Raw genomic sequence first — 24,424 nt, forward strand, 5'->3', positions numbered from 1 at the left:
CGGAGTACACAGCATGGCCAAGAAAAGTGTCGTATCGGAAGCGCAGGAAATCCAGCTGGCCATCGAATTGATACAGCTGGGCGCCCGTTTGCAACTGCTGGAGACGGAAGTCTCGCTGTCGCGCGAACGCCTGCTGAATCTGTACAAGGAATTGAAGGGCGTCTCGCCGCCCAAGGGCATGCTGCCGTTTTCCACCGACTGGTTCATCACCTGGCAACCGAATATCCATTCCTCGCTGTTCATCAATATCCACAAATTCCTCGTCGACCACGCCGGCGCCACGGGCATCGAAGCCGTGATGAAGGCCTATAAACTGTATCTGGAACAGATGCCGCCTGAAGCGGGCGAAGAGCCGCTGCTGTCGCTGACCCGGGCCTGGACCCTCGTGCGCTTTTTCAGCAGCAAGATGCTGGACATGGCGCCCTGCGGCAAGTGCGGCGGCAAGTTCGTCGTCAACTGCCTCGACCTGAACGCCGATTATGTGTGCGGCCTGTGCCACATGCCTTCGCGTGCAGGCAAGACCAAGAAGGCGCGCGATGAAGCGGCCGCTGGTGCATTGCCGGGTGTCGCCGCCTGATATTGCCCATTACTGTCCCAATATAGCCTCAGTAAAAACCGGAGCGGTCGCCAGACCGGACTCCGGTTTTTTCATGATGCTTTCGCTTACACTGGCGTTTTCCTCCTTCGACTACCCCATGCTGCAACAAATCCTGCGCGCGCCCGCGCTCAAGGCCATCCTGATCCAGGTGCTGGCCTTTCCCTTGATGTTGCTATTGGTATATGGCCTGGCGCGCGGCGGCGTGGCCATGTCGATGCCGGCCGTGGTGCTGGTGCAGGGCGTGCTGGCGGCGCTCATCACGTGGCGTGCGGGACTGGCGCGTTGGTGGTGCGCCATCGGCCTGCTGTTTGCGCCCGCCTTGCTGGCGGCCAGCCTGCTTGACTGGCCCCCGGCCGTGTTCCTGGCGGCCTTTGTTTTCCTGATGAGTCTGTACTGGTCCACATTTCGCACGCAAGTGCCGTTTTATCCGTCGGGGCCGAAGGTGTGGCAGGCCGTGGCCGAGCTGATCGCGGACCGTCCCGGCGTGCGCCTGATCGATATCGGCAGCGGCCTGGGCGGCCTGGTGCTGGACCTGGCGCGGCGCCGGTCCGACGGGCAGTTCTCCGGCATCGAACTGGCGCCGCTGCCGTGGCTGGCAAGCCGCTTGCGCGCGAAGCTGGCGGGCAGCCGCGCGCGCTTCCTGCGCGGCGACTACGAAGCGCTCGATTTCGGCCGCTACGACGTGGTGTTTGCCTACCTGTCGCCGGCGGCGATGGCAGCCCTGTGGAGCAAGGCGGAAAGGGAAATGTTGCCCGGCAGCATGCTTCTTAGTTACGAATTCCAGATTGCGGCACGCAAGCCCGATAAGACCATCGCCGCCACAGAGGGTGGTCCTTTGCTTTACATATGGTGCTTTTAAGCAATTGTCTGCGTTATTTGCTTGCCCGTGGGGCAATCTCACGTTATTGTAGTTCCACACGGCATTTTCTCGGAATTGCGTTGAAAAGCGGGGCATTTCAATTAACTTTCGGTTACTTTTTTGCCACTGTCCTTGCCGGCGGCGCAGCCGCCAGAAGACAGGAACAGGTTTGAACATGCCGGGCACACAGGCCCGGCCATTATTGGGAGTCAGGGCACTTGTTAGTCATAATCGGATACATCATCGTTTGCGCCTCGGTCTTTGGCGGCTTCGCAATGGCCGGCGGCCATCTGGCGGCGCTGTTCCAGCCGCTGGAGTTGCTGATGATCGGCGGCGCCGCCCTGGGCGCCTTCCTTGTTGGTAACAATAACAAGGCCATCAAGGCAACGATCGCCGCCTTGCCGAGCCTGTTCAAGGGCTCGCGCTATACCAAAGAGCTGTACATGGAACTGATGTCCTTGCTGTTCGAAGTGCTCAGCAAGGTGCGCAAGGAAGGCTTGATGTCGATCGAAGGCGATATCGACAAGCCCGAGGAAAGCCCGCTGTTTTCCAAGTACCCGGCCGTGCTGGCCGACCACCACATCGTCGAATTCATGACCGATTACCTGCGCCTGATGGTGTCGGGCAATATGGACGCGTTCCAGATCGAAAACCTGATGGACAACGAAATCGAGACGCACCATCACGAAGGCGCCGTGCCGGCCCACGTGATCGCCAAGGTGGGCGATGGCTTGCCCGCGTTCGGTATCGTCGCCGCCGTGATGGGCGTGGTGCACACGATGGAGTCGGTGGGCATCCCGCCGGCCGAGCTGGGCATGCTGATCGCACACGCGCTGGTCGGCACCTTCCTCGGCATCTTGCTGGCGTATGGTTTCGTCGGCCCGCTGGCCAGCCTGCTCGAGCAGAAGCTGGAAGAGTCGAGCAAGATGTTCCAGTGCGTGAAAGTGACCTTGCTGGCCAGCCTGAACGGCTACGCGCCGGCGCTGGCCGTGGAGTTCGGCCGCAAGGTGCTGTTCTCGACCGAGCGCCCGACGTTCAACGAGCTCGAAGACCACATCAAGAAATCGAAAACGAAGTAAGCAGTGAATATACGCCTGGATACCATGAGTCATTTGCAGCACACGGAAGGGGGACGCCATGGCCGATGAAGGCATGCGCCCGATTATCGTCAAGCGTATCAAGAAGACGGCTGGCGGGCACCATGGCGGGGCGTGGAAAATCGCCTACGCCGACTTTGTCACGGCCATGATGGCCTTCTTCCTGCTGATGTGGCTGCTGGGCTCCACCTCGAAGGGCGACTTGAACGGCATTTCCGAATTCTTCAAGACGCCGCTGAAAGTGGCGATGGCAGGCGGCTCAGGCAGCGGCGAGAGCAATTCCGTGATCCAGGGCGGCGGCCAGGACTTGTCGCGCCAGGATGGGCAGGTGCGCAAGGCGCAGGAAGAGCAGCAGCGCAAATCGTTCGACCTCAATTCCGCCAAGGCCGCGCTCGAGCGCGAAGAGGGCAAGCGCCTGCAGGCGCTCAAGGCGCGCATCGAAGCGACCATCGACGCCAATCCCCTGCTGAAAAAATACAAGAACCAGTTGCTGCTCGATATCACCAGCGAAGGCTTGCGCATCCAGATCGTCGACGAGCAGAACCGTCCGATGTTTGCGCTCGCCAATGCGAATCTGCAACCGTACACCAAGGAAATCCTGCACGCGATCGGCTTCGTGCTCAATGAAGTGCCAAACCGCATCGGCCTGTCCGGCCATACGGATTCGACGCCCTACATGAGCGATGCCGGCTACAGCAACTGGGAATTGTCGGCCGACCGCGCGAATGCGTCGCGGCGCGAACTGGTGATCGGCGGCATGAAGGAAGAAAAAGTCTTGCGCGTGGTGGGGCTCGGTTCGGCCGCCCACCTGGACAAGCTCGACCCCTTCAATCCGATCAACCGGCGCATCAGCATCATCGTCATGAACAAACGCACGGAAGAAAATGTCCTGCGCGATGGTTCGGCGATCGAGCTGCCGGTGACCGATGCCGCTTCCGCCGCTGTCGCGTCAGGGCTGGCGGCCGGTGCGCCGCCCGCGGCGCCAGTCCCCGCCCCGGCAGCGGCGAAAAAATAACACGCAAGGCTGTCGACGCGTGGTGTATTGAAACAATGAGACCTTTATGACAAGAAAGAAAATACTTGGCTCGCATGTAAAGCGCCTGCTGTCTGGCGTGTCGGACCATGGCCGCAAGCACTTGACGGAGGTGGAAACCGACCTGGTGCAGACCGGCATCTTGCTGGAAGAGGCGATCGAGAAGCTGTCCTTCAATTTCATGGCGATACACGCAGCCGTCGCTGCGCAGCAAGACACCATCGCCTTGCTGCTCGACGGCGGTATTCCGGCCGAGCAGCAGCGCGAAAAACTGCTGGCGTTGCAGGATGAGGTGGGGGGCTATGTGAATGCGGCCATCACCAGCCTGCAGTTCCAGGACATGACCAGCCAGCTGATCGAGCGCACCTTGAAGCGCGTGACGGGCTTGCGCGAGTTCCTCGGGACCCTGGGCGAGCATGGCGCGGAGATGTTGCCGGAGAGCGACAATGAAGAAATTGTCGCCTTGCTGGGGCGGGTCAGCATGGCGCTGGCGATTCAAAGCCTGGAGTTGCGCAGCGTGCTGCGCAAGGCTGTCAGTCAACAGCATTTGGAAAGTGGCGACATCGAGCTGTTCTAGCATGCCAGTGCGGAGCGCTTGTGGTTGCATGGATTGATTAATCAAATACTCGGGCAGGATGCCCGGAATAAGTGGGAGCAAAGATGGCCAAAACGATACTTGCAGTGGACGATTCCAGCTCATTGCGCCAGATGGTGGCGTTCAGCCTGAAAGCCGCCGGTTACCAGGTGGTGGAGGCCGTCGACGGCCAGGACGGACTGGAAAAAGCCAAGCTGCAAACCGTGGACCTGGTATTGACGGACCAGAACATGCCGCGCATGGATGGTCTGGAACTGATCAAGCTGTTGCGCGAACTGCCGACCTACCAGAAGGTACCCATCCTGATGCTGACGACGGAGTCGTCGGACGAGATGAAATCGAAAGGACGTGCCGCCGGCGCCAATGGCTGGCTGGTCAAGCCGTTCGATCCGCAACGCCTGATCGAAGTGGTCAAGAAGGTGATCGGCTGATGCCAGCCGCGCAGTGCAACGATGCAATTGACGGAGTCACCCTATGACCATCGATATTAGCCAGTTTTTTCAGGTCTTTTTCGATGAGGCCGAAGAACTGCTGGCTGAAAAAGAACGGCTGCTGCTGGCCGTTGATATTGCGGCGCCCGACGCCGAAGACCTGAATGCCATTTTCCGTACCGCCCATTCGATCAAGGGCGGCGCATCGACGTTCGGCCTCTCCGACATGAGCGAGGTGACGCACATCCTCGAGTCGCTGCTCGACCGTATCCGTCAGGGCCAGATGGCCCTGACGGCGGAACACGTCGATGCCTTCCTGGCGGCCAAGGATATCCTCAAGATGCAGCTCGACGGCCACCGTCTGGGCAGTGCCGTCGACCAGGATGCCGTGGCCAATGTGCGCATGATGCTGCAGTCGTTTTCGCAGGACGTGCCCGTGGCTGCGCTTACGCCCGTCGCACCGGCCTTCCATACGGCGGAAAAAGCCGCCGTCAGCCATGCCGGCGGCCATCGCATCCGCCTGGAACTGCCGGCCATGGAGCCGCGCGAAGTCGATGCGCTGGCGGCCGAACTGGGTTTGCTGGGCGATGTCGCCGTGTCCGCCTTGCCCGACGCGCGCAAGGTGCTGGAAGTGACGACGCATGAAAGCCTGGACGATATCCTGGCCATCTGCTCGTTCGTGCTCAATCCCGACGACATGGTGATCACGCAGGCGCCGCCACTGGCGCCAGGCGAAGCCGAAGCGGCCCGCGCGGCGCAGGAAAAAGCCCAGGGCTACGGTTTCTTCGACCCGCTGCCAGGCACGCCTGCCGCGCAGGGCGCGGCGGACCCCGGTTATGGCTTCTTCCAGCCGCTCGAGGATATCCGCGCCGCCGCCGGCGTGCAGAGCGACGCCGAACAGGGCTACGGTTTCTTCCAGCCACTCGAACAGATACGCGCCGACGCGGCCAAGGCTGGCAACGCCAGCGCAGCCGCCGCGCCGGCCGTGGCCAGCGCCGTGGCCGAAGCGGAGCAGGAAAAGAAACCGGCCAAGAAAGAAGGCGACAAGGCCGGTGCCGAATCGTCGTCGATCCGCGTCTCGATCGAGAAAGTCGATCAGCTGATCAACCTGGTGGGCGAACTGGTGATCACGCAGGCGATGATCGAGCAGCGCGCCAGCGCGCTCGACCCGATGCTGCATGAAAAGCTGCTCGACAGCGTCAGCCACCTGACGCGCAACACGCGCGACTTGCAGGAAGCGGTGATGTCGATCCGCATGATGCCGATGGATTTCGTCTTTTCGCGCTTCCCGCGCATGGTGCGCGATCTGGCGACGAAACTGGGCAAGAAGGTCGACTTCATCACGAATGGCGCCGCCACGGAACTGGACAAGGGCCTCATCGAGCGCATCGTCGATCCGCTCACGCACCTGGTGCGCAACAGTATCGACCACGGCGTGGAAATGCCGGCCGCCCGCGTGGCCGCCGGCAAGACCGAGGCCGGCCGGCTGTTCCTCTCGGCCAGCCATCAGGGCGGCAACATCATCATCGAGGTATCCGATGACGGCGCGGGCTTGAACCGCGAGCGCATCCTGGCCAAGGCCGCGCAGCAGGGGCTGGACGTGTCCGAGACGATGAGCGACGCCGACGTGTGGCAGCTGATTTTCGCGCCCGGCTTTTCCACCGCCGAAGCCGTCACCGACGTGTCGGGCCGCGGCGTGGGCATGGATGTCGTCAAGCGCAATATCAGCGCCATGGGCGGCGTCGTCGACATCCGTTCCGCGAAAGGCTTCGGCACGACGATTTCCATCTCGCTGCCGCTGACCCTGGCCATCCTCGACGGCATGTCGATCAGAGTCGGCGACGAAGTGTATATTTTACCGCTGGGCTTTGTCATCGAATCGCTGCAGCCAGCCGTTGAGGATATCAAGGACATCAGCGGCAAGGGGCAGGTGGTGAAAGTGCGCGGCGAATACTTGCCATTGATCCCGCTGTACCAGATGTTCGACATCGCGCCGCGCTTTACCAGCCCTTCGGAAGGCATCTGCGTGATCCTCGAGACGGAAGGGCGCAAGGCGGCCCTGTTTGTCGACGACCTGGTGGGACAGCAGCAAGTCGTGGTGAAAAACCTCGAATCGAATTACCGCAAGGTGGTGGGCATTTCCGGCGCCACCATCCTGGGCGATGGCGGCGTGTCGCTGATTCTCGATGTCGCCGCCCTGATCCGTTCCTCGCGCCAGCTGGCTGACGAGTCCATTTTTTCGTAATACCGATAGATAAAGATAGGAAAACGCACCATGTCAGATACTCAACAAACATCCGGAAGCAATGCGGGCGACGGCAAGGACATCGCCGGCCGTGAATTCCTGGCCTTCACCCTGGGCTCCGAAGAGTACGGCATCGATATCCTGAAGGTCCAGGAAATCCGCGGTTACGAAGCGGTCACCCGCATCGCCAACGCGCCTGAATTCATCAAGGGCGTGATCAACCTGCGCGGCATCATCATTCCCGTGGTCGACATGCGCATCAAGTTCAATCTGGGCACGCCCGTGTACGACCAGTTCACGGTGGTGATCATCCTGAATATCGGCGGCCGTATCGTCGGCATGGTGGTCGACAGCGTTTCCGACGTCACCACCCTGACGCCGGAGCAGGTGAAACCGGCGCCGGAAATGGGCACCGCCTTCTCGACCGACTACATGATCGGCCTGGGCACCATCGACGAGCGCATGCTGATCCTGGTCGACATCGACAAGCTGATGTCGAGCAGCGAGATGGGCCTGATCGACAAGCTGGCGGCGTAAGCCTCCGCATGGCAGCAAGGCGGCGCCCGGTGCGCCGCCGTTTTACAACGCAAAGAATCACTACAGATATGCATGTACCGGCGCGAGCAGCATCTAGAGGCGCGCCGGCAGGCTGCAAGGTCCGACAGAGACCAGGCCACAACACGGCGCCGTCCGGTTGAACGGGCGCCGTTCACATAAATATTGGAGACTGTAATGAGTTTGCGCGATTTCAAGATAGGCACCCGGCTGGGGATAGGTTTTGGCAGCATCCTCGCCATCCTGGTGGTGGTGATCGTTTCGGCGAATGCACTGAATTACCGTAACAAGGCCCAGCTGCTCACGGGCCTGGAGCTGGCAAGCGAAAAGAATACGCAGGCGTCGCTGATGAAAAGCGCGATGCTGGAAACCGGTATCGCCATGCGCAATATCGGCTTGCAGGGCGATGTGGCCCTGATGCAGGCGGAAGAGGGCAAGGTGCGCGCGCAGCGCAAGCTGTACGACGGCGCGCGCGGCAAGCTGGCCACCCTGGGCCTGTCCGATGGCGAGAAGGCGCTGCTGGCCAATATCGCCAAGGTCGACGGCGAAGTTGATGCCGCCTTCAAGGAAGCGATGGGGCAGGTGCTGGCGTTTAACAGCGAGGGCGCGGCGAAGGTGATCGCCACCCGCATCGATCCCTTGAACAAGACGACCCTGGCCGATATCAACAAGCTGCTCGACTTGCAGCACGTGGCGCAGCAAAGCTTCATGGACGACTCGCTGGCGGCCGATGCGCGCCTGATGACGGTACTGTTCATCCTGGGCGGCGCGGCGGTGGCGATCGGCGCCTGGTGCGCCATCTTCATCACGCGCTCGATCACGGTGCCGCTGTCCGGCGCAGTGGCCGTGGCGCAAAAGGTGGCGGCCGGCGAACTGACGTCGCGCGTGGTGGTCGAAGGCAAGGATGAAACGAGCGCGCTGCAGCAGGCATTGAAGGACATGAACGAGAGCCTGGTGCAGACGGTCAGCGACGTACGCAAGGGAACGGAAACCATCACCGTGGCCTCGCGCGAGATCGCCAGCGGCAATGCGGACCTGTCGGCGCGCACGGAAACGCAGGCCAGTTCGCTCGAAGAGACGGCGTCGTCGATGGAAGAGCTGACGTCGACCGTGAAGCAGAACGCGGACAACGCGCGCCAGGCCAACCAGCTGGCCGTGTCAGCATCGTCGGTGGCGGAGCAGGGCGGCAAGGTGGTGGCGCAAGTGGTCGATACCATGGGTTCCATCAAGGACAGCTCGCGCAAGATCGTCGACATCATCGGCGTCATCGACGGCATTGCGTTCCAGACGAATATCCTGGCATTGAATGCGGCCGTCGAAGCGGCGCGCGCAGGCGAGCAGGGGCGCGGTTTTGCGGTGGTGGCGTCGGAAGTGCGCAATCTGGCGCAACGATCGGCCGGCGCAGCCAAGGAAATCAAGGGCCTGATCGGCGACTCGGTCGACAAGGTCGATGCCGGCAGCCGCCTGGTGGACGAGGCGGGGCAGACCATGGGCCTGATCGTCACGTCGATCCGGCAGGTGGCCGACATCATGGGCGAGATCACGGCGGCGACGCAGGAACAGAGCCACGGTATCGAGGAAGTGAACCAGGCCATCGCGCAGATGGACCAGATGACGCAGCAAAATGCGGCGCTGGTCGAGGAAGCGGCGGCGGCCGCCGAAAGCATGCAGGAGCAGGCGCAGAATCTCGGCGACGCCGTCAGCATCTTCAAGCTCGACGGCGAGAGCGCGGCGCAGGCGGCCATGCCCGCGCCCGCGCTGGTGCCGGTAGTAAAAGCGGCGGCACGGCCGGCACCGAGTGTGGCGGCAAATACACGGCGGTTGGCACAGACGGCGCAAGCCGGCTCGCCACCGCCCGCAAAAAAGCTGGCGGCGGCCGGCGGCGACGATTGGGAAGAGTTCTAACGCCAACCCGGTCCCGCTAGTTATACTTGCAAAGGCATTGGTCAGAGTAGTCATAGAGAGGTAAAAACAAATGCCGCAAACTAAAACGGATTCGGTCAAGGAATTTGATTTCACTGGCAAGGACTTCGAACGGGTCCGCGCCATGATTTACAAGCGGGCCGGCATCGCGCTGGCCGACAGCAAGCAGGAAATGGTCTACAGCCGCCTGGCCAGGCGATTGCGCGCGACCGGCATCTCCTCGTTCGTCCGCTACCTGGACGACCTGGAAGCGGGCCGCATGGGCGACGAGTGGGAAGCGTTCACGAATGCGCTGACGACCAACCTGACGTCGTTCTTCCGCGAGGCGCATCACTTCCCGCTGCTGGCCGAGCATGTGAAAAAATTGAGCGGGCCGATCACCATCTGGTGTTCGGCCAGTTCCACCGGCGAGGAGCCGTACTCGATCGCCATGACGGTGTGCGAGGCGTTCAATACGCTCACGCCGCCCGTCACCATCATCGCCACGGACATCGACACGAACGTGCTGGCCACGGCCGCCAATGGCGTCTACAACCTGGACCGGCTCGACAAGATGCCGGCCGACCGTGCGCGGCGCTTTTTCTTGCGCGGCAAGGGCGACCGCGAAGGACAGGTGCGGGTGCGCCCGGAACTGCGCCAGATGATCACCTTCAAGCCGCTCAACCTGCTGGCCGATGGCTGGCCATTGACGGGGCAGTTCGACGTCATCTTTTGCCGCAACGTGATGATTTATTTTGACAAGGCGACGCAGCGCAAGATCCTGTCGCGCTTTGTGCCACTGATGAAGCCTGATGCCCTGCTGTTTGCGGGCCATTCGGAGAATTTTCTGTACGTGTCGGATTCATTGAAGCTGCGCGGTAAAACAGTCTATGAGCTCGACCAGCCCCGGGGCGCCGCGCCCAAGGCAACGTCGCATCGTACATGAGAGTGAAATATGAGCCTGGAATCCAAAGAGCAATTCGCCACTAACGTCTATTACGACAGGACGTTCAACTGTGACGCCGCCAAGATCTTGCCTGGTGAGTATTACTTTACCAACAAGGACATGCTGATCGTCACCGTGCTCGGCTCCTGCGTCTCGGCCTGCATCCGTGACCGCGTCACGGGCCTGGGCGGCATGAACCATTTCATGCTGCCCGATGGCGGCAGCGATCCGAACAGCCCGATTTCCGCGTCGATGCGCTATGGCACCTACGCCATGGAAATCCTGATCAACGATTTGCTGAAGGCGGGCGCGCGGCGCGAGAACATGGAAGCGAAAGTGTTCGGCGGCGGCGCCGTGCTGCGCGGCTTCACGGCGATCAACGTCGGTGAACGCAATGCGGCCTTCGTCATCAACTACCTGAAAGCGGAAAAGATGCGCGTGGTGGCCGAAGACCTCAACGACATCCACCCTCGCAAGGTCTACTTCTTCCCCCGCAGCGGCAAGGTGCTGGTGAAAAAGCTGATGCAGACGCATAACGATACGCTGGTGCGCCGCGAACTCGATTACGCCAGCCGCCTCAAGGTCGCGCCGGTGGGCGGCGAAGTCGAACTGTTCTGACAAACACCCGACCAAACCTGCTGCGCGTCGCGCTGTGCGGCTTGCGGCGGTTTGTCCGGTGTACTAATTTAATAAAGAATACGGGCCGCAAGGCCTGGAAGGATAACTATGAAGATCAAGGTATTGATCGTGGATGACTCGGCGCTGATCCGCAGCGTCATGACGGAAATCGTAAACAGCCAGCCCGACATGGAAGTGGTGGGCGCGGCGCCCGATCCGCTGGTGGCGCGCGAGATGATCAAGCAGACCAATCCCGACGTGCTGACCCTCGACGTCGAGATGCCGAAGATGGATGGCCTGGACTTCCTGGAAAAACTGATGCGCTTGCGCCCGATGCCGGTACTGATGGTGTCGTCCTTGACCGAGCGCGGCTCGGAAATCACCATGCGCGCGCTGGAACTGGGCGCCGTCGATTTCGTCACCAAGCCGAAGATTTCGATCCAGAGTGGCATGCGCGAGTACACGGACATGATCGCCGACAAGATCCGCGCCGCCTCGAAGGCGCGCATCCGCGCGCGCACCCTGCCGTCGGCCGGCGACAAGGTGGCCGCGCCGCTGCCTGCCCTGCGCAGTCCATTGACGTCGAGCGAAAAGCTGATCATCGTGGGCGCCTCGACGGGCGGCACGGAAGCGATCCGCGAATTCCTCATGCAGATGCCGTCCGATTGCCCCGGCATCCTGATCACGCAGCACATGCCGGAAGGCTTTACGCGCTCGTTCGCGCGCCGCCTCGATTCGCTGTGCAAGATTTCGGTGCAGGAAGCGGCAGGCGGCGAACGCGTGCTGCCCGGCCACGCCTACATCGCGCCCGGCCATTCGCACCTGACCCTGACGCGCAGCGGCGCCAACTACATGACCAAGATCGACCAGGGCGAACCGGTGAACCGCCACCGCCCGTCCGTCGATGTGCTGTTCCGTTCGGCCGCGCAATCGGCCGGTAAAAATGCCGTCGGCGTGATCCTCACCGGCATGGGCAAGGATGGCGCACAAGGCATGTTGGAGATGAAGGCCGCAGGAGCGTATAATTTTGCGCAGGATGAAGCCAGTTGCGTGGTGTTCGGCATGCCGCGCGAGGCGATCGCTGTCGGTGCTACGCATGAGGTCGGCGCTTTGACGGCGCTGCCTGGCATGGTGCTGGGACACCTGGCGGCGCATGGTATGCGTGCTTTGCGCGTGTAAGCCACGTTTTATATGATCTGAGGCAAGTTTGTTCGCCTAAAAGCAACGAAAATGCTATCCTACAACTTGCTGCCGTAGTGTCGACCATAATGTCGGCATTCATGTCGATATTATTAACAAACCGCTACAGAAACAACGGAGTTATTCATGGCTGATCCAAAGATGAAATTTTTAGTCGTTGACGATTTTTCGACGATGCGCCGCATTGTCCGGAATCTGTTGAAGGAACTGGGTTACGCCAACGTCGATGAGGCGGAAGACGGCGTGATGGGCCTGGCCAAGCTGCGCGCGGAATCGTTTGATTTCGTCGTGTCGGACTGGAACATGCCAAACATGGATGGCCTGACGATGCTGCAGCATATCCGCGCCGATCCCGCACTGGCCAAGCTGCCCGTGCTGATGGTCACCGCCGAAGCGAAAAAAGAAAACATCATCGCCGCCGCGCAAGCTGGCGCCAGCGGTTATGTCGTCAAGCCGTTCACGGCCGCGACCCTCGATGAAAAGCTGAACAAGATTTTCGAGAAGCTGGAAAAAGCCGGCGCCTGATCCAGGCTTGACCGTTATCAAGAAAACGCTGCCCGTGCAAACCGGCAGCGTTTTTTTCGTCAGTTCGCGCCTTGCTTACACCACGCCGCCATTCGCACGTAACGTTTGTCCATTCACCCAGCGGCCATCCGGCCCGGCCAAAAAAGCCACGGCTGCGGCGATATCGTCCGGCGTACCCAGGCGTTCCAGGGGCGCCATCTTGGCCATGCGCGCTATCGTTTCTTCCGTCTTGCCGTTCAAGAACAGGGCCGTGGCCGTGGGGCCGGGGGCGATGGCATTGACGGTGATGTTCTTGCCGCGCAGTTCCTTGGCAAAGATATTCGTCATCGTCTCGATGGCCGCCTTGGTGGCGGCGTAGACGGCATAGCCGGGCAGGGCCAGGCCGATCACGCTGGTCGAGAAATTGACGACGCTGCCGCCGTGGCGCAAGCGCGTCGCCGCCTGGCGCATGGTGTTGAAGCTGCCCTTGACGTTGATGGCGAACAGGCTGTCGAAGGTGGCGTCGTCGGTCTCGGCCAGGGTGGGCAGTGCGGGCGGCATGATGCCGGCGTTGTTGACCAGCACATCGACGCCGCCGTAAGCCGCTTCGGCCGCATCGAACAGCGCTTGCACCTCGCCCGCATCGGCCACGTTGGCCTTGACGGCGATGGCGGCACCGCCTTCCGCGACGATGGCTGCCACCAGCTCGTCCGCCGCATCCTTGCCGCTGGCGTAGTTGACAACGACCTGGATGCCGTCGCGTGCCAGGCGGCGGGCGATGGCCGCGCCGATGCCGCGCGAGGCGCCCGTGACGATGGCTACCTTGGCAGAGTTGGATGTTGTGTTCATGGATGTTCTCCTGTGATGGTGGGAGGTCCGCATGCTGTTGCCGCGAGCCAGTGCCATCATTTTGATCTTTATTCATGGCTGGATAAAGATGGCGGTTTTGATTTCAATGTGCAAATTGCATTAACAATGATGCCTGGCCTGCCTGGCGGGACAGGCAAGATTCCGCAGGTTTTAGGAGATTGCGCAAAGGAATGAAATATTTCCTAAAGTTAACTTTACACGTCAAATAATTTGGCCCATGATCGCTGCAGTATTCCACCTCTGTCCCCGACCCCGACACGAAGGAGCGCACGATGCGTCGAGCACCCGTATTATTTTTCGCCCTGAGCACGGCCCTGTTGGCGGCCTGTGGCGTGAGCCTTGAGCAAACCACCGCTGCACCTGTCGCTTCTGTCGAGATGCAGGAGCCGGCCGCGCAGCCGCCTGCCGAAGGCGATGGCCGGCATGCCTATTTGCACCGTGTGGGCGGCCAGGATTATGTCAGCCTGAGCCAGAGCGGCCCCGAGGGCGGCTTGCCCATCCTCACGGGTACGCAGCGCCATGCGCGCGCCATTCGCCTGCTGGCGGCCGATCCTGCCCAGGTACGTGCCATTCTGCGCAGCCTGAGGCTGCCTGCGAACCAGCGCAAGCTGTGGGCGGGAGAGGAAATCGTGCTCGATGCGGCCAGCTACGACATGTTGCAAGCGGCGCGCGGCAGCAACAAGCCGCTGTTTGCCGAACTCAAGCTGGTGGGGATGGAGAAGTAGAGAAAGAAACGGGGCCGAATGGCCCCGTTGTGATTGCGCTTAGATTTCCAGGTTGTCGATCAATCTGGTTTGTCCCAGCTTGGCGGCGGCCAGCACCACCAGTGGCTCGCCGGCGGCCAGTTCGGCGGCGCTCGGTGCTTGCAGGTTGGCGCGCTTGCGCACGGCGATGTAGTCCGATTTCCAGCCGCGGCTGTTCAACAGCTGCATGCTGGCCTGTTCCAGTTCGCCCACGGCCAGATTGCCCTTGCGCACTTCCTCGGCCACGAAATTAAGTCCCTTGTACAGTTCCGGCGCTTCCGCGCGTTCGCTTTCCGATAAATACATATTGCGCGACGATAAGGCCAGGCCATCTTCCGCGCGGTAGGTTTCCGCAGCGATGATTTCCGTCGGCAGCGCGAACTGGCGCGCCATGTTGCGGATGATCATCAGCTGCTGGTAATCCTTCTTGCCGAACACGGCCACGCGCGGACCCACGCACGAGAACAGCTTGGTGACGACCGTGCACACGCCTTCGAAGAAGCCGGGGCGGAATTCCCCTTCCAGGGTATTGCCCAGGTCATCGGGCGGGCGCACGCGGTATTCCTGCGGCTCCGGGTACAGTTCCTTTTCCGTCGGCGCGAACAGCACGTACACGCCTTCCTTTTCCAGCTTGGCGATGTCGGCCGCCATGGTGCGCGGATATTTCTCGAAGTCTTCGTTCGGGCCGAATTGCAGGCGGTTCACGAAGATCGAGGCGACGACGGGGTCGCCATGCTTGCGCGCCAAACGCATCAGCGACAGATGGCCTTCGTGCAGGTTGCCCATGGTGGGGACGAACGCCGTGCGCAGCTGTCCGCTGAGCTGGTCGCGCAATTCTTCGATGTCGGAAATAATTTTCATGGATTGCTTTCGCTAAAACCCCGTTGTACGGTGGTCAGTGACAAAGGGAAGGGGTCAGGCGGGCGAATAGGCCAGCCGGACGTAGATGGGGGCAAACGGTTCTGCCTGCGTGATTTCGATCAGGGTTTCCTTGGCCAGTTCCAGCAGGGCCACGAAGTTGACCACCACCACGGGCACGCCGCCGGCAATGTCGAACAGCTCGCTGAACTCGACGAAACGCGACGATTGCAAGTGGCGCAGGATGCTCGACATGTGCTCGCGCACGGACAGTTCCTGGCGGCTGATGCGGTGATGCTGGGTCAGCTTGGCCCGCTTCAGCACGTCGAGCCACGCCTGCTGCAAGTCCACCGGTTCCACGTCGGGCCAGGTGGGCGTCAGGCTTTGCTCGATGAAAATCTGCGTGCGCACGAAATCGCGCTCGAACTGGGGGATGGCGTTCAGGTCGTAGGCGGCCAGCTTGATCTGCTCGTATTCGAGCAGCCGGCGCACCAGTTCGGCACGGGGGTCGCCGCCATCTTCCTCGACGTCGCTCTTGCGCGAAGGCAAGAGCATGCGCGACTTGATCTCGATTAGCATGGCGGCCATCAACAGATACTCGGCGGCCAGTTCCAGGTTGCGCACGCGGATCTGGTCGACATATTTCAGATATTGCAGGGTCACCTGCGCCATCGGAATATCGAGAATGTTGAAGTTTTGCTTGCGGATCAGGTAGAGCAGCAAGTCGAGTGGGCCTTCGAAGGCTTCGAGGAAGATTTCCAGCGCGTCCGGCGGAATGTACAAATCCGTCGGCATGCGCATCATCGGCTCGCCATACAGGCGGGCGATGCCCAGCGGGTCGGCGGCGGGCGCCGCGTCCGTTACCGTTGTTGCAGATGCTGCAGGGTCGCCGCTGCCGTCGCCGTCTGCGACAGGTGGGGGCGACTCGATGACTGCGCTGGCGCCGGAGGTGTCGGCTTCCGGCGTGACTGCAGAATCTTCAGGCAACATCGTGCCGGTTCCAGATCTTAGTTCTTGTTCTGGTAAACGTAAGCCTGTTGCTTGACGGCCGACGCCAGCTGGCGTTCCTGCTCATCGATGCTGACGGCCGGCTTGTCCCACAGCAGGGCGCGGCCCGCTTGCTGGCCCGCTTCCATGCCAGGGTTCTTGGCCTTCAGTTCGGCGATGAACAAGGTGTGGTCGGATACGTAGTTGGTGTGTTTTGCAGGCAGTTTCATATTCTCTTCTGAGTGTCTTATGGGTAAGGTCAGCCGGCCGTATTTTACCGCGCCGTGCGGCTTGGCGGGTTGTTGTATCGGCAAGTCCGGGGCGAAATTGCTAAAAATCAATAACGCAGCAAACGCCGCATCACCATCGGTGCCGGTTCTGCGGGGTTGGCGTGCGAATATTCCAGTTCTTCGGCCAGGTCGAATTCGAAGGCCGCATAAAAATCGATCAGCTTGCGCTGGTCGCGCCGCACTGCCAGGCGCAATTCCTCGGCCTGGCACGACAGGCCGTGATGAATGATGGCTTCGAGCAAGTGCTGCGAGACGTGGCTGCCCCGGTAGGCGGGCAGCACGCCCATGCGTGAAATCTTCCAGATGGCGGGGTCGCTGTCGAGCGGCATCCAGCGCAGCGAACCGGCTGGAATGTCGTCGATCAGCAACAGAAAACCGCCGCCGTGGCGCAATTGCTCCGCCACTTGCTCGGCCGTCTCGTGGTGTCCACTGGACGAGGCTGCCACCTTGCCGGCCCATGCGGCGCGGGTCAGCTCGGCCATCAGCTGTGCATCGGCATTTGTTGCTTCGCGCACCACGATATTCATCATCGGTCCTTGTGGGCGCTTAGCGGATGCGCATGCCAGGTTCGGCGCCCGGCCACGGGTTCAGGATGTAGATGCCCGGATTCGCTTTCTCGTCGGCGGCGGACGCGGCCATGACCATGCCTTCGGAAATGCCGAACTTCATCTTGCGCGGAGCCAGGTTGGCCACCAGCACCGTCAGCTTGCCGACCAGTTCTTCCGGCTGGTAAGCCGAGCGGATGCCGGAGAACACATTGCGCAAGCGGCCTTCGCCCGCATCCAGGGTCAGGCGCAGCAGCTTGTCCGAGCCGTCGACCAGTTCGCAGTTGACGATTTTCGCGATGCGCAGGTCGACCTTGAGGAAGTCGTCGATCTTGATCTCGGGCGCCAGTTCTTCGATGGCGGCAGCGGCTGCCACTGGAGCTGCGGCGTCATTCGCGGCGTCGCCGGCCGGCGCGGCAATGGCGGCGGCCGCTTGTGGCGCGTCGAACAGCGCTTCGATCATCTTCGCATCCATGCGCGTCATCAAATGGCTGTAGGCGCCGATGGTGCGGCCCAGCATGCTGTTCGAGACGGCGTCGCCGAACACCTGCGTGTCGGCCCAAGTAAACTCGGCGTCGTTGAGGAACGATGCCACGTTCTTCGCCACGCCCGGCAGGACCGGCGACAGCAGGATCGTCAGCTGGCGGAACAGGATCAGGGCCGTCGTGCACACGTCGTGCAGCTCCGCGGTCTTGTCCGCGTCCTTGGCCAGAATCCACGGCTTGTTTTCATCGACATACTGGTTGGTGATGTCGGCGATTTCCATGATTTCGCGCAAGGCCTTGCCGAATTCGCGGTTTTCGAAGTGCGCGGCGATGCTGGCCTGGCGCTCGACGATCACGCCGTTGGCGTCCACCGTCAGCGCGCGGTTGATCCAGCTTTGCGCGCCTTCCGATAGCGTCGATGCCAGCTTGCCGTCGAAACGCTTGGCGATGAAGCCGGCGCAGCGGCTGGCGATGTTCACGTACTTGCCGATCAGGTCGCTGTTCACGCGGGCGACAAAATCTTCGCCGTTGAAGTCCAGGTCTTCCACTTTCGAGTTCAGCTTGAAGGCGATGTAGTAGCGCAGCCATTCCGGGTTCATGCCCAGGTCCAGGTAGCGCAGCGGCGAGATGCCCGTGCCGCGCGACTTCGACATTTTTTCGTTGTTGACCGTCAGGAAGCCGTGCACATTGACTTTCAGTTTGTCGATCACCGGGTGATTGGCGAACTTCAGCATGGCGGGCCAGAACAGCAAGTGGAAGGAAACGATGTCCTTGCCGATGAAGTGGATCTGTTCCGTCGACGGGTCATTCAGGAAGGCGTCGAAATCGATGCCCTTCTTGTCGCAATAGTTTTTCAGGCTGGCCAGGTAACCGACGGGCGCATCCATCCACACATAGAAGAATTTACCTGGTGCATCGGGAATCGGGATGCCGAAATAGGGCGCATCGCGCGAGATATCCCAGTCGGCCAGCTTTTCACCGGCTTCGCCCAGCCATTCGCTGACCTTGTTGACCATTTCCGGCTGCAAGCGGCCTGGGGTATTGAGCCAATCCTTGAGGAATTCGAAGCAGCGCGGGTCGGACAGCTTGAAGAAATACTGTTCCGACGGCTTCATCACGGGCGTCGCGTTGGTAAACACGGAGAACGGGTTGACCAGGTCGGTCGGCTGGTAGGCGGCGCCGCACACTTCGCAATTGTCGCCGTACTGGTTCTTGGCGCCGCATTTCGGGCATTCGCCCTTGATGTTGCGGTCGGCCAGGAACATGCCTTTGACCGGGTCGAAGAAGCGGTCGACGGTTTTCGTGACGATCAGGCCCGTATCGCGCAGCTTGCGGTAGATCGATTGCGACAGGTCGACGTTTTCCGGCGAATCGGTCGAATACCAGTTATCGAAGGCGATATGGAAGCCATCGAGATACTGGGCGCGGCCGGCCGCGATGTTGGCGACGAATTGCTGCGGCGTGATGCCTTCCTTTTCGGCGGCGATCATGATGGGCGTGCCATGCGTATCGTCGGCGCCCACAAAGTGCACTTCACGGCCGGCTGCGCCATCGCGTTGCATTCGCTGGAACCGGACCCAGATATCGGCCTGGATGTATTCCATGATGTGGCCAATGTGAAAAGCGGCGTTTGCGTAAGGCAGGGCAGTGGTGACGAACAGCTTGCGAGTCATGATTGATGCACTTTTGGGATGGATAATAGGACATTTTAACAGCGGAAAGGCAATATGAGCAGATGCAGGGCCGGCAAGTGATGCTTTTGCCGCCATCGCACCATGCAAATTTGCGCTAGACTGCGCGTATTGCACATATGTAGTACACACGGAGATTTACATGAGCATCACAGTAGAAGACGTCAAGGCCGCGCTGGCCCAGGTTATTGATCCAAATACACATAAAGATTTCGTTTCCAGTAAAACCGTCAAGAATCTGAAGGTCGACGGCGATGATATTTCCCTCGACATCGAGCTCGGCTACCCCGCCAAAAGCCAGATCGACCTGATCCGCAAATCCGTGCTGGCCGCCTTGCGCGTGCTGCCGGGCGTGGGCAACGTCAGCGTGGGCGTGTCGTCGAAAATCATTTCGCACACGGTGCAGCGCGGCTTGAAGCCGATGAGCAACGTGAAAAACATCATTGCCGTCGCTTCCGGCAAGGGCGGTGTTGGCAAATCGACCACGGCCGTCAACCTGGCCCTGGCTCTGGCGGCTGAAGGCGCCACCGTCGGCATGCTCGACGCCGATATCTACGGCCCGTCGCAACCGATGATGCTGGGCATCAGCGGCCAGCCGAAGACCCTCGACGGCAAGAGCATGGAACCGATGGAAAACCACGGCCTGCAAGTGTCCTCGATCGGCTTCATGATCGATCCGGACGAGCCGATGGTGTGGCGCGGCCCGATGGTCACGCAAGCCTTGCAGCAATTGCTCGACCAGACCAACTGGCGCGACCTCGATTATTTGATCGTCGACATGCCGCCAGGCACGGGCGACATCCAGCTGACCCTGTCGCAGAAAGTGCCCGTCACGGGCGCCGTGATTGTCACGACGCCGCAGGATATCGCGCTGCTCGACGCGCGCAAGGGCTTGAAAATGTTCGAGAAGGTCGGCATTCCTATCCTCGGCGTGGTGGAAAACATGAGCACGCACATCTGCTCGAACTGCGGCCATGCGGAAGAAATCTTCGGCGCCGGCGGTGGCGCGAAGATGTGCGCGGACTTCGGCGTGGAATTCCTCGGCGCCTTGCCGTTGACCATGGCGATTCGCCAGCAAACGGATTCGGGCACGCCCACCGTCGTGGCCGAGCCGGAAGGCCCCGTCGCCGTGATCTACAAGCAGATCGCCCGCACCATCGCGATCAAGGTGGCGGAAAAGGCGAAGGATATGACGAGCAAGTTCCCAAGCATCGTCATCAAGAACGACTAATTGTTGTGCTTGGCGCTCCCATGCGCCAAGGTCAGCAGGAATATGGTTTCATGCAGTCCGTGTTGTTATTTAACAAGAGGAGACATCATGCAATTGAACACCGTATTCCTGCGTCAAGCAGCCGCCGTGATCGCCGGCAGCCTGCTGGCCGCCAGCGCGTTGGCGCAATCCGTTTCTTTCGTCGAGCCAGCCGATGGCGCGACAGTGACGAGCCCGTTCAAGGTCAAGTTTGCCGTCAGTGGCATGGACGTCAAGCCGGCCGGCGACATGACGGCCAAGACGGGCCACCATCATCTGCTCATCAATACGGGGCCGATGAAGGCGGGCGAAATGATACCCATGGACGAAAAGCATTTGCATTTCGGCAAAGGACAAACGGAAACGGACGTCACCTTGCCGCCGGGCCAGTACACCCTGACGATGCAGTTCGCCAACGGCGCACACCAGTCGTATGGTCCGGAGCTTGCCAAAAGCATCAAGGTGACGGTCAAGTAAGCCAGGCAAATTCATCTGTTTCGGCATCGGGCCGGGTTCCAGCAATGGGCCCCGGCCTTTTTCTTGTTATTGCTTCTGTCATCATTGCGTCATATAGTCGGCGTATGCTGCCCGGTGGCCTAACTTTTGATGAGCGGATATGACGAAACCTTTCTCCCTTTCCCGGCAGCTGGCACAGGCGCTGCTGCTGGCCGCTGGCGTGGCGGCGTGCCACGTGCATGCGGCCAAGGCGATGCCCAATACTGCGGCGCAGCCGAAGCTGGTCGTGGTGCTGGTGGTGGACGGCTTGCCGCAAGAGCAGGTGACGCGCTACCGCGACCAGTTCGGCCAGGGCGGTTTCCGCCGCCTGCTGGAACAGGGCGCGTGGTTCAGCGATGCGCACCAGGCGCATGGCATCACGGTCACAGCCATCGGCCACTCGGCCGTGCTGTCGGGCGCCTACCCGTACCAGCATGGCGTGATCGGCAATAACTGGATCGATCCCGTCACGAAGAAATCCGTGTACTGCACCGAGGATGGCAATTTCCATTACATCGGCGAAGAAACGCAACCCGACGACGGCACGGCGCCGACCAGGCTGCGCGTGAGCACCCTGGGCGACGAACTGCGTTATTCGACGGGTGACAAGGCCAAGGTCGTCACCGTGTCGGGCAAGGACCGGGGCGCCATCCTGCTGGCCGGGAAAACGGGCACGGCCTATATGTACATGGAAAAGACGGGCAACTTCGCCAGCAGCACCTACTATATGCAGCAGCACCCGCAATGGGTGCAGCGCTACCAGGCCTCCAAACCGCAGGACCGCTATTACGGCAAGAGCTGGACGCCGCTACTGGCCGATTCGGCCTATGCGCGCGACGCCCGTGATGATCTTGTTGCTGCCAAGCCGGGCACGCGCAACACCTTCCCGTTTGCCTACTACAGCGACAGCGGCAAGCTCGATGGCGAGTACTACAGCCGCCTGAAATCCGGCCCCTTCCTCGACGAGCTGACCCTGGAATTCGCCCGCGCCGCCATCGATGGCGAAAACCTGGGCCGCAACCCGGCCGGCGTGCCTGATATCCTCGGCGTGAGCTTGTCCGCGCACGACTACGTGAACCATGCCTACGGCCCGGAAAGCAAAATGTCGCATGATCACCTGCAGCGCCTGGACCGCATGCTGGCCGGCTTCTTTGCCGACCTGGATAAAAAAGTCGGCATGGATAACGTGCTCGTGGTGCTGACGGCCGACCATGGTTTCGCCAACGTGCCGGAATTTTCCGAAACGCGCGGCTTCTCCGCCAAGCGCATCGACGGCGCCAAACTGGTCTATGCGCTGAACCAGCACCTGGCCGCAACCTTGGGCATCGACAAGCTGGTGACGGCGTCGTCGCTGCCGAATATCTACCTCGATTACGCGCTGGCGGAAAAGAGCGGCGTCCATCGCGCCGCCCTGGAAGACGCGGCGGCCCGCTTTCTGATGCAGCAGGACGGCCTGGCTCAAGTCTACACGCGCACGCAGATGGAAACGGGAGCCGTCGCCACGCGCATGGACACCTTGATGCGTCGCGCCTGGAACCGCCAGCTGTCGGGCGACCTGATGGTCGTCACAAAGCCGGCCTGGTACTTCGGCAAGGGCAGTGGCGGCACCTCGCACGGCACGCCATACACCTATGACACCAACGTGCCGCTGATGGTCTTCGGCCCCCGCTGGATCAAGCCGGGCGCCTATGGCCAGTACGCGGAAGTGGTCGACATCGCACCGACCTTGGCCCATCTGCTGCGCATACGCCAGCCGTCGGCGTCGGAAGGGCGGATTTTGACGGAAGCGGTGCGCTAAGGCTCTTGGGCAGTGGTGTTGTCGGCTTACGCGCTGCGCGCTAAGCCGACCTACGGGGTTTGCATGTCGGCGCCGCCGCCAATTTGACCGGCGTTGTTTGCGTTTCGGTGCCGCCACCAACACGACCGGCCTTGGCCTTGTGAAGAGCGTAGGTCGGATTAGCGGGGCAAAGCCCCGCGTAATCCGACAACAACGTTGGCAAAACCGCTTACAACAACCAATCGATCGGCAGCACCGACAGAATCGCTACGCCCATGCGCTTCCACACGCTGGTGCCCGGTTCCGTGTCGTAGCGCGTGGTGGCGCCGCTGGCGTCGCGGGCGATCCAGTACAGTGCGCCGTCGTCGCCCAACAGTACCTGGTAGGCGCGCTGCGGGATCGTGGTGCGCATGGCTAGACCCAGCTGGCTGGCCAGCGCGGGGCTGTCGATGACGAGGCCCATTTCCGTATTCAGCTCGATCGAGCGCGGGTCGAAGTTGAACGAGCCGACAAAGATGCGCTGGTCGTCGACGGCAAAGGTCTTCGCATGCAGGCTCGATGCGGAGCTGCCGAAGCGGCCCGTCTGCTCGCGCGCATCGCCTGCTTCCCACGAGCGGCGCGATTCGTACAGCAGCACGCCCGCTTCCAGCAGCGGTTTCCTCCACTTCGCATAACCGGCATGCACGGCCGCCACGTCGGTCGCTTCCAGCGCATTCGTCAGGATGCGCACGCCCACGCCTTTTTTCGCCAGGTCGGCAAAGGCTTGCGTGCCCGATTTGCCGGGCACGAAATACGGCGATACCAGGTCCACTTCCTTTTTTGGCACGCCCAGCAGGTTTTGCAGGTTTTCCGCTACGCCCGTGCCTGGCCTGGCCTTGTCCAGCACCTTGGCCGGGTCGTCGCTGACCATGCGCGTCCTGGCCCATTCGAAGGGCAGGGTGCGTTCCATCATCTGCTTGACGAAGGGCGAGGTGCGCAGCGCCTGCACGTATTCCTCGGCCGCCTTGGTGTCGTCGATGCGGTCCGCCTCGGCGGCGATGGTGGCCGCGTCGCCTTCGACTGGGCTGGTCAGCAGCAGCCTGGCCGGGTAGGCCGAGGCGCTATTCCAGTAGCGGTCGAAATCGTGCGAGACGTCATCGACAACGGGGCCGATGGCCAGCACGTCCAGGTCGGCAAACAGCACGTCGCCGGCCGCGCCAAAATATTCGTCGCCCACATTGCGCCCGCCGACGATGGTGGCCTGGTTATCGGCCGTGAACGATTTGTTGTGCATGCGCCGGTTGAGGCGGGAAAAATCCGTGGCAAAGGCCAGCGCGCGCGGAGCGCGGGGCAGGAAGGGATTGAACAGGCGGATTTCCAGATTCTGCTGCTTGCCCAGCATGGTCAGGATCTGGTCCAGGCCCGCCGTGTTGTTATCGTCGAGCAGCAGGCGCACGCGCACGCCCCGTTCGGCCGCCTGGCGCAGGGCGTCGAACAGCAGGGTGCCCGTGATGTCCTTGTGCCAGATGTAGTACTGCACGTCCAGGCTGCGCTGGGCGGCGGCGGCCAGCAGGGCGCGCGCGGCAAAGGCGTCGCGCCCGTCGACCAGCGGATAGATGCCGGACACGCCCGGATGCTGCGCCACCATGGGCGCAATGGCCGTGGCCAGTTGGGTGTGCGCGGTATCGGTGACGACTTGGGAAGGGACGCGGCCTTCCAGCGAGGGCAGTGAAGCGCAGCCGGCGAGGACGGCGGACAGCAGCAGGGGCAGCAGAGGCAGCAGCCGCAGGCTGGCGCTGCGTGAGGGTAGTGCGGGAACGGGCATGGCGGGCTTTCATCGAGTTGCACGATGTTAGCAGATGCGCATGCCCG

Annotated in this window: 25 protein-coding genes; 18 read left to right on the plus strand and 7 right to left on the minus strand. The window is 61.5% G+C overall.

The genetic code is table 11. The features are described from left to right. Positions 1-13 precede the first annotated feature (13 nt). The 13 genes from flhC (at position 14) to cheY (ending at position 12,604) form a co-directional block, all read left to right on the plus strand. Positions 14-577 (plus strand): flagellar transcriptional regulator FlhC, encoded by a 564-nt coding sequence (gene flhC / locus SKZ59_RS18675; RefSeq protein WP_034758379.1) that lies wholly within the window; start codon positions 14-16, stop codon positions 575-577. Positions 578-650: 73 nt separating this feature from the next. Further along, positions 651-1,457: a class I SAM-dependent methyltransferase gene (locus tag SKZ59_RS18680; protein ID WP_319992601.1), complete on the plus strand. Its 807-nt coding sequence runs from the start codon at positions 651-653 to the stop codon at positions 1,455-1,457. A 218-nt stretch (positions 1,458-1,675) separates the two neighbouring features. Continuing rightward, positions 1,676-2,536: a flagellar motor stator protein MotA gene (gene motA, locus SKZ59_RS18685; protein ID WP_034758373.1), complete on the plus strand. Its 861-nt coding sequence runs from the start codon at positions 1,676-1,678 to the stop codon at positions 2,534-2,536. A gap of 58 nt (positions 2,537-2,594) precedes the next feature. Next, the gene (motB, locus tag SKZ59_RS18690) at positions 2,595-3,569 is read left to right on the plus strand and encodes a flagellar motor protein MotB (protein WP_034758370.1); all 975 of its coding nucleotides are present in this window, start codon (positions 2,595-2,597) and stop codon (positions 3,567-3,569) included. Between the two features lie 46 nt (positions 3,570-3,615). Beyond that, a complete protein-coding gene (locus SKZ59_RS18695) occupies positions 3,616-4,164 on the plus strand; it encodes a hypothetical protein (RefSeq protein ID WP_034758366.1) in 549 nt (182 codons plus the stop codon). 83 nt (positions 4,165-4,247) lie between these two features. Then, the gene (locus SKZ59_RS18700; RefSeq protein ID WP_034758362.1) at positions 4,248-4,613 is read left to right on the plus strand and encodes a response regulator; all 366 of its coding nucleotides are present in this window, start codon (positions 4,248-4,250) and stop codon (positions 4,611-4,613) included. A gap of 43 nt (positions 4,614-4,656) precedes the next feature. Next, positions 4,657-6,858: a chemotaxis protein CheA gene (cheA, locus tag SKZ59_RS18705; RefSeq protein ID WP_319992602.1), complete on the plus strand. Its 2,202-nt coding sequence runs from the start codon at positions 4,657-4,659 to the stop codon at positions 6,856-6,858. A gap of 30 nt (positions 6,859-6,888) precedes the next feature. Continuing rightward, on the plus strand, positions 6,889-7,395 hold the full coding sequence (locus SKZ59_RS18710; protein ID WP_034758356.1) for a chemotaxis protein CheW: 507 nt from the start codon (positions 6,889-6,891) through the stop codon (positions 7,393-7,395). A 195-nt stretch (positions 7,396-7,590) separates the two neighbouring features. Next, positions 7,591-9,318, plus strand: coding sequence for a methyl-accepting chemotaxis protein (locus tag SKZ59_RS18715; protein ID WP_319992603.1), 1,728 nt, complete (start codon positions 7,591-7,593; stop codon positions 9,316-9,318). A 70-nt stretch (positions 9,319-9,388) separates the two neighbouring features. Further along, a complete protein-coding gene (locus SKZ59_RS18720; RefSeq protein ID WP_319992604.1) occupies positions 9,389-10,261 on the plus strand; it encodes a CheR family methyltransferase in 873 nt (290 codons plus the stop codon). A gap of 9 nt (positions 10,262-10,270) precedes the next feature. Further along, positions 10,271-10,879 carry a chemoreceptor glutamine deamidase CheD gene (gene cheD / locus SKZ59_RS18725; RefSeq protein WP_034758343.1) on the plus strand — a complete coding sequence of 203 codons (609 nt, stop codon included), beginning with the start codon at positions 10,271-10,273 and terminating at the stop codon, positions 10,877-10,879. A 108-nt stretch (positions 10,880-10,987) separates the two neighbouring features. Next, positions 10,988-12,058: a protein-glutamate methylesterase/protein-glutamine glutaminase gene (locus tag SKZ59_RS18730; RefSeq protein WP_035826603.1), complete on the plus strand. Its 1,071-nt coding sequence runs from the start codon at positions 10,988-10,990 to the stop codon at positions 12,056-12,058. A 147-nt stretch (positions 12,059-12,205) separates the two neighbouring features. Next, entirely contained in the window at positions 12,206-12,604 is a 399-nt protein-coding gene (gene cheY / locus SKZ59_RS18735) for a chemotaxis response regulator CheY (protein WP_026132837.1), read from the plus strand. Positions 12,605-12,679: 75 nt separating this feature from the next. Here the strand turns inward: cheY and SKZ59_RS18740 are convergent, their stop codons facing one another. Beyond that, positions 12,680-13,432: an SDR family oxidoreductase gene (locus SKZ59_RS18740; RefSeq protein ID WP_319992605.1), complete on the minus strand. Its 753-nt coding sequence runs from the start codon at positions 13,430-13,432 to the stop codon at positions 12,680-12,682. Positions 13,433-13,444: 12 nt separating this feature from the next. On the opposite strand from SKZ59_RS18740, the gene SKZ59_RS18745 reads away from it, so the two are divergent. Further along, on the plus strand, positions 13,445-13,627 hold the full coding sequence (locus SKZ59_RS18745; RefSeq protein WP_319992606.1) for a hypothetical protein: 183 nt from the start codon (positions 13,445-13,447) through the stop codon (positions 13,625-13,627). Positions 13,628-13,725: 98 nt separating this feature from the next. Continuing rightward, positions 13,726-14,178 (plus strand): hypothetical protein, encoded by a 453-nt coding sequence (locus SKZ59_RS18750; RefSeq protein WP_139248389.1) that lies wholly within the window; start codon positions 13,726-13,728, stop codon positions 14,176-14,178. A 39-nt stretch (positions 14,179-14,217) separates the two neighbouring features. Here the strand turns inward: SKZ59_RS18750 and panC are convergent, their stop codons facing one another. The 5 genes from panC to metG form a co-directional block, all read right to left on the minus strand. Continuing rightward, positions 14,218-15,057: a pantoate--beta-alanine ligase gene (panC, locus tag SKZ59_RS18755; RefSeq protein ID WP_219329834.1), complete on the minus strand. Its 840-nt coding sequence runs from the start codon at positions 15,055-15,057 to the stop codon at positions 14,218-14,220. A gap of 54 nt (positions 15,058-15,111) precedes the next feature. Next, positions 15,112-16,044 carry a ScpA family protein gene (locus SKZ59_RS18760; RefSeq protein WP_319992607.1) on the minus strand — a complete coding sequence of 311 codons (933 nt, stop codon included), beginning with the start codon at positions 16,042-16,044 and terminating at the stop codon, positions 15,112-15,114. 17 nt (positions 16,045-16,061) lie between these two features. Beyond that, the gene (locus tag SKZ59_RS18765; RefSeq protein WP_035826611.1) at positions 16,062-16,271 is read right to left on the minus strand and encodes a DUF3460 family protein; all 210 of its coding nucleotides are present in this window, start codon (positions 16,269-16,271) and stop codon (positions 16,062-16,064) included. 107 nt (positions 16,272-16,378) lie between these two features. Further along, complete coding sequence (locus SKZ59_RS18770) at positions 16,379-16,858, minus strand: GNAT family N-acetyltransferase (protein WP_034758490.1); 480 nt, start codon at positions 16,856-16,858, stop codon at positions 16,379-16,381. 19 nt (positions 16,859-16,877) lie between these two features. Continuing rightward, positions 16,878-19,034, minus strand: coding sequence for a methionine--tRNA ligase (metG, locus tag SKZ59_RS18775; protein ID WP_072454786.1), 2,157 nt, complete (start codon positions 19,032-19,034; stop codon positions 16,878-16,880). Between the two features lie 160 nt (positions 19,035-19,194). On the opposite strand from metG, the gene apbC reads away from it, so the two are divergent. From apbC to SKZ59_RS18790, 3 genes are all read left to right on the plus strand, one after another. After that, positions 19,195-20,283: an iron-sulfur cluster carrier protein ApbC gene (gene apbC, locus SKZ59_RS18780; protein ID WP_034758315.1), complete on the plus strand. Its 1,089-nt coding sequence runs from the start codon at positions 19,195-19,197 to the stop codon at positions 20,281-20,283. Positions 20,284-20,370: 87 nt separating this feature from the next. Beyond that, positions 20,371-20,778, plus strand: coding sequence for a DUF4399 domain-containing protein (locus SKZ59_RS18785; RefSeq protein ID WP_319992608.1), 408 nt, complete (start codon positions 20,371-20,373; stop codon positions 20,776-20,778). Positions 20,779-20,917: 139 nt separating this feature from the next. Continuing rightward, a complete protein-coding gene (locus SKZ59_RS18790; RefSeq protein ID WP_319992609.1) occupies positions 20,918-22,594 on the plus strand; it encodes an alkaline phosphatase family protein in 1,677 nt (558 codons plus the stop codon). A gap of 208 nt (positions 22,595-22,802) precedes the next feature. On the opposite strand, the gene SKZ59_RS18795 is transcribed toward SKZ59_RS18790, so the two are convergent. Next, positions 22,803-24,377 (minus strand): phospholipase D family protein, encoded by a 1,575-nt coding sequence (locus SKZ59_RS18795; protein WP_319992610.1) that lies wholly within the window; start codon positions 24,375-24,377, stop codon positions 22,803-22,805. Positions 24,378-24,424: the final 47 nt, after the last annotated feature.

Origin of the sequence: Janthinobacterium sp. GMG2, from assembly GCF_033949445.1 — a bacterium.
GTDB lineage: Bacteria > Pseudomonadota > Gammaproteobacteria > Burkholderiales > Burkholderiaceae_D > Janthinobacterium > Janthinobacterium aestuarii.

Bases quoted from the DNA above. Each gene is read 5' to 3' on its own strand.
- flhC (WP_034758379.1), top strand. From the start codon at position 14: ATGGCCAAGAAAAGTGTCGTATCGGAAGCGCAGGAAATCCAGCTGGCC.
- SKZ59_RS18680 (WP_319992601.1), top strand. From the start codon at position 651: ATGATGCTTTCGCTTACACTGGCGTTTTCCTCCTTCGACTACCCCATG.
- motB (WP_034758370.1), top strand. From the start codon at position 2,595: ATGGCCGATGAAGGCATGCGCCCGATTATCGTCAAGCGTATCAAGAAG.
- SKZ59_RS18695 (WP_034758366.1), top strand. From the start codon at position 3,616: ATGACAAGAAAGAAAATACTTGGCTCGCATGTAAAGCGCCTGCTGTCT.
- SKZ59_RS18700 (WP_034758362.1), top strand. From the start codon at position 4,248: ATGGCCAAAACGATACTTGCAGTGGACGATTCCAGCTCATTGCGCCAG.
- cheA (WP_319992602.1), top strand. From the start codon at position 4,657: ATGACCATCGATATTAGCCAGTTTTTTCAGGTCTTTTTCGATGAGGCC.
- SKZ59_RS18710 (WP_034758356.1), top strand. From the start codon at position 6,889: ATGTCAGATACTCAACAAACATCCGGAAGCAATGCGGGCGACGGCAAG.
- SKZ59_RS18715 (WP_319992603.1), top strand. From the start codon at position 7,591: ATGAGTTTGCGCGATTTCAAGATAGGCACCCGGCTGGGGATAGGTTTT.
- SKZ59_RS18720 (WP_319992604.1), top strand. From the start codon at position 9,389: ATGCCGCAAACTAAAACGGATTCGGTCAAGGAATTTGATTTCACTGGC.
- cheD (WP_034758343.1), top strand. From the start codon at position 10,271: ATGAGCCTGGAATCCAAAGAGCAATTCGCCACTAACGTCTATTACGAC.
- SKZ59_RS18730 (WP_035826603.1), top strand. From the start codon at position 10,988: ATGAAGATCAAGGTATTGATCGTGGATGACTCGGCGCTGATCCGCAGC.
- cheY (WP_026132837.1), top strand. From the start codon at position 12,206: ATGGCTGATCCAAAGATGAAATTTTTAGTCGTTGACGATTTTTCGACG.
- SKZ59_RS18740 (WP_319992605.1), bottom strand. From the start codon at position 13,432: ATGAACACAACATCCAACTCTGCCAAGGTAGCCATCGTCACGGGCGCC.
- SKZ59_RS18750 (WP_139248389.1), top strand. From the start codon at position 13,726: ATGCGTCGAGCACCCGTATTATTTTTCGCCCTGAGCACGGCCCTGTTG.
- panC (WP_219329834.1), bottom strand. From the start codon at position 15,057: ATGAAAATTATTTCCGACATCGAAGAATTGCGCGACCAGCTCAGCGGA.
- SKZ59_RS18760 (WP_319992607.1), bottom strand. From the start codon at position 16,044: ATGTTGCCTGAAGATTCTGCAGTCACGCCGGAAGCCGACACCTCCGGC.
- SKZ59_RS18765 (WP_035826611.1), bottom strand. From the start codon at position 16,271: ATGAAACTGCCTGCAAAACACACCAACTACGTATCCGACCACACCTTG.
- SKZ59_RS18770 (WP_034758490.1), bottom strand. From the start codon at position 16,858: ATGAATATCGTGGTGCGCGAAGCAACAAATGCCGATGCACAGCTGATG.
- metG (WP_072454786.1), bottom strand. From the start codon at position 19,034: ATGACTCGCAAGCTGTTCGTCACCACTGCCCTGCCTTACGCAAACGCC.
- apbC (WP_034758315.1), top strand. From the start codon at position 19,195: ATGAGCATCACAGTAGAAGACGTCAAGGCCGCGCTGGCCCAGGTTATT.
- SKZ59_RS18785 (WP_319992608.1), top strand. From the start codon at position 20,371: ATGCAATTGAACACCGTATTCCTGCGTCAAGCAGCCGCCGTGATCGCC.
- SKZ59_RS18790 (WP_319992609.1), top strand. From the start codon at position 20,918: ATGACGAAACCTTTCTCCCTTTCCCGGCAGCTGGCACAGGCGCTGCTG.
- SKZ59_RS18795 (WP_319992610.1), bottom strand. From the start codon at position 24,377: ATGCCCGTTCCCGCACTACCCTCACGCAGCGCCAGCCTGCGGCTGCTG.